Source organism: Pseudomonas sp. GW821-FHT07G06 (assembly GCF_058986625.1).
In genome coordinates, this window is sequence record NZ_JBYSVW010000009.1 from 301,318 (window position 1) to 311,411 (window position 10,094).

Sequence of the window (10,094 nt, forward strand, 5' to 3'; positions counted from 1 at the left end):
TGAGTATGAATAAAGTGCGTATAATCCGCCGCCATGACTCGTACTCGAACTCCCCGTACCCCAAAAAAACCACCCTCCAGGGGCCTGCGCCCGTGGCTGGGCTGGGCCATTAAACTCAGTCTGGTCGGCCTGGTAGTGCTGGCCGGATTCGCCGTTTACCTTGATGCGATCGTCCAGGAGAAGTTCTCCGGCAAGCGCTGGACCATTCCGGCCAAGGTTTACGCGCGTCCCCTCGAGCTGTTCGTCGGACAAAAGCTGAGCAGGGATGATTTCCTGACCGAGCTCGATGCCCTGGGTTATCGCCGTGAAAGCGTGGCCAACGGTCCGGGCGCGGCGTCGGTCAACGGCAATACCGTTGACCTGAACACCCGTGGCTTCCAGTTCTATGAAGGCATGGAGCAGGCGCAACCGGTGCGGGTGCGTTTCTCCGGCGATTACGTGGCCGAGTTGGCGGGGGCAAAAGGCTCGAAACTGTCGGTGGTGCGCCTTGAGCCGCTGTTGATCGGTGGCCTGTACCCGAAAAACCTCGAAGACCGGATCCTGATCAAGATCGATCAGGTGCCGCCGTATCTGCTGGAAACGCTGGTGGCTGTCGAGGACCGCGATTTTTATCATCACTTCGGGGTTTCGCCGAAGTCGATCGCCCGAGCGATCTGGGTCAACGGTTCATCCGGTCGCATGCGTCAGGGCGGCAGTACCCTGACTCAGCAGTTGGTCAAGAACTTCTACCTGACCAACGAGCGCAGCCTGAGCCGCAAGCTCACCGAAGCGATGATGGCGCTGCTGCTTGAACTGCATTACGACAAACCCGAGATCCTTGAGGCTTACCTCAACGAAGTGTTTATCGGGCAGGACGGCCAGCGCGCGGTGCACGGTTTCGGTCTGGCCAGCCAGTTCTTCTTCAGCCAGCCGCTGGCCGAACTCAAGCTGCATCAGGTCGCGCTGCTGGTGGGCATGGTCAAGGGGCCTTCTTCCTATAACCCCCGTCGTTATCCGGAGCGTGCCCTTGAGCGGCGCAACCTGGTACTCGATGTGCTGCAGGAGCAGGGCGTTGCGACTGCCGAGCAGGTTGAGGCAGCGAAGAAAATGCCGCTGGGCGTGACCAAGCGCGGCAGTCTGGCGGACAGCTCGTTCCCCGGCTTCCTCGATCTGGTCAAGCGTCAGTTGCGTGAAGACTATCGCGACGAAGACTTGACCGAAGAAGGTCTGCGCATCTTCACCAGTTTCGACCCGATCCTGCAGATGAAGGCTGAAGCCTCGGTCAACGACACCTTCAAGCGCCTGGCCGGGCGAAAGGGTTCCGATGACGTCGAGGCGGCCATGGTCGTGACCAACCCGGAGACCGGCGAAGTACAGGCCATGATCGGCAGTCGCCAGGCCAGTTTTGCCGGGTTCAACCGGGCGCTGGATGCTGTGCGGCCGATCGGCTCGTTGATCAAGCCGGCGGTGTACCTGACCGCGCTGGAGAAACCGAGCCAGTACACGTTGACCAGTTGGCTGTCGGACGAATCCTTCTCGGTCAAGGGCGCCGACGGCCAGGTCTGGAAGCCGCAAAACTATGATCGTCGTTCTCACGGTACCGTCTTCCTCTATCAGGGGTTGGCGCATTCCTACAACCTGTCGACCGCGCGTCTCGGCCTGGCGGTCGGTGTGCCGAACGTCCTGAAGACGGTGGAGCGCCTGGGGGTGTCTCGTGAATTCCCGGCCTTCCCGTCGATGTTGCTCGGTGCTGGCGGGATGACGCCCATCGAAGTGGCGACCATGTACCAGACCCTCGCCAACGGTGGCTTCAATACGCCGATGCGCGGGATTCGCAGCGTGCTGACTGCCGAAGGCGAGCCGCTCAAGCGTTACCCGTTCCAGATTCAGCAGCGTTTCGATCCGGCCTCCATTTACCTGATCCAGAGCGCCATGCAGCGCGTGATGCGAGAAGGTACCGGCAGCTCGGTCTATAACGTGTTGCCAAGAACGTTGAACCTCGCGGGTAAAACCGGCACCAGTAACGACTCGCGAGACAGTTGGTTTGCCGGTTTCAGCCAGGACTTGCTGGCGGTGGTCTGGCTGGGGCGCGACGACAACGGCAAGACGCCATTCACTGGCGCCACCGGGGCCTTGCAGGTCTGGACCAGCTTCATGCGCAAGGCCGACCCGTTGCCGCTGGACATGCCGCAGCCGGATAATATCGTTCAGGCCTGGGTGGATTCGCGAACCGGTCAAGGTTCTGACGCCGGTTGCCCCGGTGCCGTGCAGATGCCGTATATTCGCGGCAGCGAACCGCCTCCCGGCGCCGCTTGCGGAGGTGAAAACCCTGCGGAGTCGGTGATGGACTGGGTCAAGGGCTGGATGAATTAAGCAAAGAGGATTTCAAGTGAACAAGTGGTTGATTCCAGCGGTTGCCGCCGTAGCTTTGCTCAGCGGTTGCTCTACCGTACAACGTGGTTCGATTCCGGTTGTGGATTCCGGCACCGCGGTGTCCAACAGTGAGCGGATCTCGGCCAATGGCGGCTTCCGCCAAACGACCGTCAAGCGTCCTGTACAAGGTCAGTCGCAGACCCAGGCGATTCCGCAAGGTGACAGCGGCGTCGTGGTGATGGTGCCAGGCGCGGCAACGACTTCAACGCCAATCAGCACCACGCCTATTACCCCGGGGCCGATCACGCCGGGGCCGATTGACACGTCGCCGGTACAATCGGCGCCGATCAACCAGGGCAACTACAGCATGCCGTCGTCGCCAAGCGGGATTCCGTCGGCCAGTTCGGGCGGGCTCTCTGCCGACGAGCAGTTGGACGGTCCGGTACTGGCTTTGCTGACCACCGCTCAGCAGCAACAGGCGAGCGGTGATCTCAACGGTGCCTCTTCCAGCCTTGAACGCGCCCAGCGCGTTGCTCCGCGTGAACCGCAGGTGCTGTACCGTCTGGCGCAGGTGCGGATGGCTCAAGGCGATGCAGCCCAGGCCGAGCAGTTCGCTCGCCGTGGGCTGACCTTGGCCAATGGGCGTCCGGCCCTTCAGGCCAACTTGTGGGAGCTGATTGCCCAGGCACGTGAAAAACAGGGTGACTCCCAGGGTGCGGCACTGGCGCGCCAGAAGGCCAAGGTAACGCTGTGATGGATGCGCGCTTTCTGAAAATCGCCGATCAACTGCTGCTGATCGAGCGCGAGTTGCGGGTGCAAGGCTGGTGGGATGAAGTCTCGCCATCGGCCGAAGCGCTTTCCAGTGTCGAGCCGTTTTCGGTCGATACACTGGATTTCGAGCAATGGCTGCAATGGATCTTCCTGCCGCGCATGAAGATGATCCTCGAGCAGGATCTACCACTACCCAATGCTTCGGGCATTCAGGAAATGGCTGAGATGGTCTTTGCCGGACGCAATGTCCAGGGCAGGGATCGGCAGTTGCAGGTATTGCTCAAAGAGTTTGATCAGTTGATCACAGCCTCTCGCTGAGCCAGAAGCTGCCAGCGTCCGCTGGCAGTTGTCCACAATCTCTCTCTATTTTGTCGGCCGTTGCAGGGTAAGCGCATGCGCGTGCCAATTTTTTGCCAAAAGTTGCGCAATCGAAGCTAACACGCGGCGGATTTACGGGTTTTTTCTTGCGTTCTCATGTGCTTAGTAGAATAAAGCTCATAGACGACTTGACTTGCGAAGGGCGAAACAGAAGAATCCAAAGTCCGCTGTACAGGGACTGCCAGAAGCAGACCCTCTCAGCAGATCATGAGGCGCATATCCGCGTCGACCTGTTACACCCGCAACGCGTTACCTCGCGCTGGGTGGGAAAGGCCCGCAACACTTGGGACGATCCCAATACTTGCTCAGTCAGTGCTGACGTAGTCGGCGACCACCGTCGCTCATGCTCTGCTGAGAAGTAAACCTATTAAGACCCGTCCCATTTTTCGTGGGCGGTATTCTGGCGTTTTAGAGGTGAGCAACGTGGAGCTTTTATCTGGCGGTGAGATGCTCGTCCGCTTTTTGCGCGACGAAGGCGTCAAATATATCTACGGGTACCCGGGTGGTGCTCTTCTTCATGTTTACGATGCCCTGTTCAAAGAACCGGAAGTGACCCACATCCTGGTTCGTCACGAGCAAGCGGCTACCCATATGGCTGACGGCTACGCCCGTGCCACCGGTAAAGCCGGTGTGGTACTGGTGACTTCCGGGCCGGGCGCGACAAACGCCATCACCGGTATTGCCACGGCCTACATGGACTCCATTCCGATGGTGGTCATTTCCGGCCAGGTGCCGAGCACCATGGTTGGCACCGACGCATTCCAGGAAACCGACATGATCGGTATCTCCCGGCCGATCGTGAAACACAGCTTCATGATCAAGCACGCGTCGGAAATCCCGGAAGTCATGAAGAAAGCCTTCTACCTGGCGCAATCCGGTCGCCCTGGTCCGGTCGTTGTCGATATTCCGAAAGACATGACCAACCCGGCCGAGAAGTTCGAATACGTCTTCCCGAAAAAAGCCAAGCTGCGGTCCTACAGCCCAGCTGTTCGTGGTCACTCCGGTCAAATCCGCAAGGCGGCAGAAATGCTCCTGGCGGCCAAGCGTCCTGTGTTGTATTCGGGCGGCGGCGTGATCCTCGGCGGTGGTTCCGCACCACTGACCGAACTGGCGAAGATGCTCAACCTGCCAGTGACCAATACCCTGATGGGCCTCGGTGGCTACCCTGGCACCGACCGTCAGTTCATCGGCATGCTCGGCATGCACGGCAGCTACACCGCCAACCTGGCGATGCACCATGCTGACGTGATCCTCGCTGTCGGCGCGCGTTTCGACGACCGTGTCATCAACGGCGCGTCGAAGTTCTGCCCGAACGCCAAGATCATTCACATCGACATCGACCCGGCTTCGATCTCCAAGACCATCAAGGCCGACGTGCCTATCGTTGGCCCGGTCGAAAGTGTCCTGACCGAAATGGTCGCGATCCTCAAGGAAATCGGCGAGACCCCGAACAAGGAGTCCGTTGCCAGCTGGTGGAAGCAAGTCGATGAGTGGCGCGGTGATCGTGGCCTGTTCCCTTATGACAAGGGCGACGGCAGCGTCATCAAGCCGCAGGCCGTGATCGAAACCCTGTGCGAAGTGACCAAGGGCGATGCCTTTGTAGCCTCCGACGTGGGTCAGCACCAGATGTTCGCGGCGCAGTACTACACGTTCAACAAGCCGAACCGCTGGATCAACTCCGGTGGTCTGGGCACCATGGGCTTCGGTTTTCCGGCGGCCATGGGCATCAAGCTGAGCTTCCCGGATGACGACGTCGTTTGCGTCACCGGCGAGGGCAGCATCCAGATGAACATTCAGGAGCTGTCGACCTGTCTGCAATACGGTTTGCCGGTCAAGATCGTCATCCTGAACAACGGTGTGCTGGGCATGGTTCGCCAGTGGCAGGACATGAGTTACGGCAGCCGTCACTCTCATTCCTATATGGAATCGTTGCCTGACTTCGTCAAACTGGCAGAGGCCTACGGTCACGTTGGCGTGCGTATCACCGATTCGAAGGACTTGAAGTCGAAGATGGAAGAGGCGTTCGCCATGAAGGATCGCCTGGTGGTGATCGACATTTCGGTCGACACCAGCGAGCACGTCTATCCGATGCAGATCAAAGACGGCTCCATGCGCGATATGTGGCTGAGCAAGACGGAGCGTACTTAATCATGCGGCACATTATTTCCTTGCTTCTGGAAAACGAACCCGGCGCTCTGTCTCGCGTGGTTGGCCTGTTCTCGCAGCGCAACTACAACATCGAAAGCCTGACCGTGGCCCCAACCGAAGACCCGACCCTGTCGCGTCTGACGCTGACCACTGTCGGTCACGATGAAGTCATCGAGCAGATCACCAAGAACCTGAACAAGCTGATCGAAGTGGTAAAACTGGTCGACCTGTCGGAAAGTGCTCACATCGAGCGCGAACTGATGTTGGTCAAGGTCAAGGCCACCGGCGCCCAGCGCGCCGAGATCAAGCGCACTACCGATATTTACCGTGGGCAGATCGTAGATGTCAGCGCCAGCGTGTATACCGTTCAACTGACCGGTACCAGCGACAAGCTCGACAGCTTCATTCAGTCCATCGGCACCGCCTCGATTCTGGAAACCGTCCGTAGCGGCGTGACCGGCATCGCCCGCGGCGACAAAGTACTCAGCATCTAAACCAAATTAGCGAACGGCCTGAACGGCCTGATATAGGGGAAATTCATGAAAGTTTTCTACGATAAAGACTGCGACCTGTCGATCATCCAGGGCAAGAAAGTTGCCATCATCGGTTACGGTTCCCAAGGCCACGCTCAGGCGTGCAACCTGAAAGATTCCGGCGTTGACGTGACTGTTGGCCTGCGTAAAGGTTCGGCTACCGTTGCCAAGGCAGAAGCCCACGGCCTGAAAGTGACCGACGTTGCTTCGGCTGTTGCAGCGGCCGACCTGGTCATGATCCTGACCCCGGACGAGTTCCAGTCCTCCCTGTACAAGAACGAAATCGAGCCGAACATCAAGAAGGGCGCCACCCTGGCCTTCTCCCACGGCTTCGCGATCCACTACAACCAGGTTGTGCCGCGCGCTGACCTCGACGTGATCATGATCGCGCCGAAGGCTCCAGGCCACACCGTACGTTCCGAATTCGTGAAGGGCGGCGGTATCCCTGATCTGATCGCTATCTACCAGGACGCCTCGGGCAACGCCAAGAACGTTGCGCTGTCCTACGCTGCCGGCGTTGGCGGCGGTCGTACCGGCATCATCGAAACCACTTTCAAGGACGAGACCGAAACCGACCTGTTCGGCGAGCAAGCCGTTCTGTGTGGCGGTACCGTTGAGCTGGTAAAAGCCGGTTTCGAAACCCTGGTTGAAGCTGGCTACGCGCCAGAAATGGCCTACTTCGAGTGCCTGCACGAACTGAAGCTGATCGTTGACCTCATGTACGAAGGCGGTATCGCCAACATGAACTACTCGATCTCCAACAACGCCGAATACGGCGAGTACGTGACCGGCCCGGAAGTCATCAACGCCGAATCCCGTCAGGCCATGCGCAACGCCCTGAAACGTATTCAGGACGGCGAATACGCCAAGATGTTCATCAGCGAAGGCGCTACCGGCTATCCTTCGATGACCGCCAAGCGTCGTAACAACGCCGCTCACGGTATCGAAATCATCGGCGAGCAACTGCGCTCCATGATGCCGTGGATCGGTGCCAACAAGATCGTCGACAAAGCCAAAAACTAAGTCACGCCCTTGTACGAAAAACGCGGCTTAGGCCGCGTTTTTTCGTTTGGGAGACCGGTTCTGGTATAAAGCTGCATCGTTTGCGGCCGAACCGTCGTCCCAGACACCTGTCCAAACTTTCCACCCCGTTGCAAGGTAATGTCCATGAGCGAACGCCCCGAAGAGCCAAACCAGGCTTCTGACGCCGAAAGCCTGCTGCCCATCGATGAACATGTCGAGGAGGGCCATGACGCTGAAGGTCGTAAAGTCCGGCATCGTGGTATCTATCTTCTGCCGAACCTGTTTACCACTGCGAACCTGTTCGCAGGGTTTTACTCCATCATCAACTCGATGAGCGCCCAGGCGGCCCTGAGTGCGGGTGACTCGGCCAATGCGAGCAAGTATTTCGCGTTTGCGGCCATCGCGATCTTCGTTGCGATGGTGCTCGATGGCCTTGATGGCCGCGTGGCCCGTATGACCAATACCCAGAGCGCCTTTGGTGCCGAATATGACTCGCTGTCGGACATGGTCGCCTTTGGTGTCGCACCGGCATTGCTGGCCTTCGGTTGGGCTCTGGGTGACATGGGCAAGGTTGGCTGGATGGTCGCCTTCGTTTATGTCGCGGGTGCGGCGCTGCGTCTCGCACGTTTCAACACTCAGGTCGGTACGGCGGACAAGCGCTACTTTATCGGCCTGGCCAGCCCGGCAGCGGCGGGCGTTGTTGCAGGCATCGTCTGGGCGTTCAGCGATTACGGTATCCAGGGGTCGAAGATGTCCTTCCTGGTTGCGCTGATGGTGGCTGCGGCCGGCATGCTGATGGTCAGCAACATCAAGTACAACAGCTTCAAGGAGCTGGACCTGAAAGGGCGCGTGCCGTTCGTGGCGATTCTCGCTGTGGTGCTGGTGTTTGCCGTGGTGTTCAGTGATCCGCCGCGCATCCTGTTGCTGGTGTTTCTTGCCTATGCAGCCTCTGGCCCGGTTCAATACCTGTTACGTCTTCGCCGTAACAAGAGCGCGTAATTTCCCTCATACTCCGCAGTCTATGGGTGCATCTGTCTTCCAGAGCTGCGGAGTAACCATGCTGATCAAAGTCACCAGAGCGTCCGACTGTCATGAGTCGGACGTCACGCCTGAATCCCTCTATCTTTCTCGACGCAATGTGCTCGGCGCCACGGTTGCCGGCTTCGCTTTGGGCAGTTTGCCGCAATGGGCCAGCGCTGGCGATGCTGCGCGTTACCCGGATGTCGAACCCGGCAAGGCGCCTTCCTGGTTCAGCGAAAAACTTCCTGCTACCCAGTGGGGGGCGGTCAACGTCAAGGATGAGGCGATCACGCCGTTCAAGGATGCGACCCACTACAACAACTTCTACGAGTTCGGCACCGACAAGGGTGATCCGGCCGCCAATGCCGGCGCGCTGAAGACTGAGCCGTGGTCGGTGGTCGTGGACGGGGAGGTGGGCAAGCCAGGGCGATATGCGCTGGAGGACTTCATGAAGCCGTACCGGCTTGAGGAACGAATCTACCGACTGCGTTGCGTGGAAGCATGGTCGATGGTCATCCCCTGGATCGGCTTTCCCCTCTCGGCGTTACTCAAGGAAGCAGAGCCGACCTCGAAAGCCAGATTCATCCGCTTCGAAACCCTGCAGGACCCCAAAAGCATGCCGGGCCAGCGCTCCGGTTTTGCCTTGATCGACTGGCCGTATATAGAGGGGCTGCGTCTGGATGAAGCGATGAACCCGTTGGCGATTCTTGCGGTAGGCATGTACGGGCGTGAGTTGCCTAATCAAAACGGCGCGCCGTTGCGTTTGGTGGTGCCCTGGAAGTATGGCTTCAAGAGCATCAAGTCCATCGTGCGCATCAGTCTGGTCAGCGAGCAGCCGAAAACCACCTGGCAGAGTATTGCTCCGGATGAGTATGGCTTTTATGCGAACGTGAATCCCACGGTTGATCATCCTCGCTGGACTCAGGCTCGTGAACGCCGTCTGCCGAGCGGTTTGTTCAAGCCCAATGTGCGCGACACGCAAATGTTCAACGGCTATTCAGAGGAAGTTGCCTCTCTATATACGGGGCTCGACCTGAGGAAGAACTACTGATGCGCTATCCGTTTTGGCGTATCGGTGTCTTTGTCGTGGTACTGGTGTGGCCGCTGCTGTGGTTGTATCAGGCCTGGGAGGATGTCCTCGGGCCGGATCCGGGCAAGGTGCTGGTCGATCGATTGGGGTTGGGGGCGCTTGTTCTGCTGCTCGTGACTTTGGGTATGACGCCTTTGCACAAGCTCACCGGTTGGTCGGGGTGGATTGTTGTTCGGCGCCAGTTGGGGTTGTGGTGTTTTGCCTATGTAGTGCTCCACCTCTGTAGCTATGCCGCATTCATTCTTGGTTTTGACTGGTCGCAGCTGGGTGTCGAGTTGCGCAAGCGGCCTTACATTATTGTCGGGGCGCTGGGCTTTCTTGGTTTGCTGGCATTGGCGGTGACGTCCAATCGATACAGTCAGCGGCGATTGCGGGCGAGTTGGAAGAAGCTGCATCGCCTGGCTTACGTCATTCTCGGGCTTGGATTGCTGCATATGCTCTGGATTGTGCGTGCCGACCTCAAGGAGTGGGCGATCTATGCATCTATAGGTGTGTTGTTATTAGTGTTGCGGCTACCGCCTGTAGCTCGTCGAATCCCGCGTTTAACGGCTAAAAAGGCCTCTTCTGCCAAATAGGCGTAAAAAGGTGTTGACGGCAGATTTCAGATGTCTATAATTCGCCCCACTTCCGGCGCAGTCGAAACGGAAAACTCCTTGGTAAACAAAGAGTTACGCAGTTTTCGGCAGCAGGTTGCTTCAGGTCATCGAAGCGCCAAGGAAGTTGAAAAAGAGGTGTTGACAGCAGCGAGTAACGCTGTAGAATTCGCCTCCCGCTGACGA

At 58.5% G+C, this 10,094-nt stretch carries 9 protein-coding genes; all 9 read left to right on the forward strand.

Features of this window, described 5'->3' with window-relative positions:
• The first annotated feature begins 33 nt into the window (after positions 1-33).
• The gene (gene mrcB, locus AC3WJW_RS17605) at positions 34-2,352 is read left to right on the forward strand and encodes a penicillin-binding protein 1B (protein ID WP_102701637.1); all 2,319 of its coding nucleotides are present in this window, start codon (positions 34-36) and stop codon (positions 2,350-2,352) included.
• 16 nt (positions 2,353-2,368) lie between these two features.
• The gene (locus tag AC3WJW_RS17610) at positions 2,369-3,106 is read left to right on the forward strand and encodes a tetratricopeptide repeat protein (protein ID WP_493726811.1); all 738 of its coding nucleotides are present in this window, start codon (positions 2,369-2,371) and stop codon (positions 3,104-3,106) included.
• Positions 3,106-3,441 (forward strand): YqcC family protein, encoded by a 336-nt coding sequence (locus AC3WJW_RS17615; RefSeq protein ID WP_056728612.1) that lies wholly within the window; start codon positions 3,106-3,108, stop codon positions 3,439-3,441. Before AC3WJW_RS17610 ends, AC3WJW_RS17615 begins: the two co-directional genes overlap by 1 nt.
• A 483-nt stretch (positions 3,442-3,924) precedes the next feature.
• Positions 3,925-5,649: an acetolactate synthase 3 large subunit gene (locus AC3WJW_RS17620; protein WP_015096847.1), complete on the forward strand. Its 1,725-nt coding sequence runs from the start codon at positions 3,925-3,927 to the stop codon at positions 5,647-5,649.
• A 2-nt stretch (positions 5,650-5,651) separates the two neighbouring features.
• On the forward strand, positions 5,652-6,143 hold the full coding sequence (gene ilvN / locus AC3WJW_RS17625; RefSeq protein ID WP_003176102.1) for an acetolactate synthase small subunit: 492 nt from the start codon (positions 5,652-5,654) through the stop codon (positions 6,141-6,143).
• A 45-nt stretch (positions 6,144-6,188) separates the two neighbouring features.
• Positions 6,189-7,205, forward strand: coding sequence for a ketol-acid reductoisomerase (ilvC, locus tag AC3WJW_RS17630; RefSeq protein WP_003228216.1), 1,017 nt, complete (start codon positions 6,189-6,191; stop codon positions 7,203-7,205).
• Positions 7,206-7,349: 144 nt separating this feature from the next.
• Positions 7,350-8,204 carry a CDP-diacylglycerol--serine O-phosphatidyltransferase gene (gene pssA / locus AC3WJW_RS17635; RefSeq protein ID WP_102701640.1) on the forward strand — a complete coding sequence of 285 codons (855 nt, stop codon included), beginning with the start codon at positions 7,350-7,352 and terminating at the stop codon, positions 8,202-8,204.
• A gap of 58 nt (positions 8,205-8,262) precedes the next feature.
• The gene (gene msrP, locus AC3WJW_RS17640) at positions 8,263-9,276 is read left to right on the forward strand and encodes a protein-methionine-sulfoxide reductase catalytic subunit MsrP (protein ID WP_493726812.1); all 1,014 of its coding nucleotides are present in this window, start codon (positions 8,263-8,265) and stop codon (positions 9,274-9,276) included.
• Positions 9,276-9,890: a protein-methionine-sulfoxide reductase heme-binding subunit MsrQ gene (msrQ, locus tag AC3WJW_RS17645; RefSeq protein ID WP_493726813.1), complete on the forward strand. Its 615-nt coding sequence runs from the start codon at positions 9,276-9,278 to the stop codon at positions 9,888-9,890. Before msrP ends, msrQ begins: the two co-directional genes overlap by 1 nt.
• The last annotated feature ends 204 nt before the right edge of the window (positions 9,891-10,094 follow it).

Bases quoted from the DNA above. Each gene is read 5' to 3' on its own strand.
- mrcB (WP_102701637.1), top strand. From the start codon at position 34: ATGACTCGTACTCGAACTCCCCGTACCCCAAAAAAACCACCCTCCAGG.
- AC3WJW_RS17615 (WP_056728612.1), top strand. From the start codon at position 3,106: ATGGATGCGCGCTTTCTGAAAATCGCCGATCAACTGCTGCTGATCGAG.
- ilvN (WP_003176102.1), top strand. From the start codon at position 5,652: ATGCGGCACATTATTTCCTTGCTTCTGGAAAACGAACCCGGCGCTCTG.
- ilvC (WP_003228216.1), top strand. From the start codon at position 6,189: ATGAAAGTTTTCTACGATAAAGACTGCGACCTGTCGATCATCCAGGGC.
- pssA (WP_102701640.1), top strand. From the start codon at position 7,350: ATGAGCGAACGCCCCGAAGAGCCAAACCAGGCTTCTGACGCCGAAAGC.
- msrP (WP_493726812.1), top strand. From the start codon at position 8,263: ATGCTGATCAAAGTCACCAGAGCGTCCGACTGTCATGAGTCGGACGTC.
- msrQ (WP_493726813.1), top strand. From the start codon at position 9,276: ATGCGCTATCCGTTTTGGCGTATCGGTGTCTTTGTCGTGGTACTGGTG.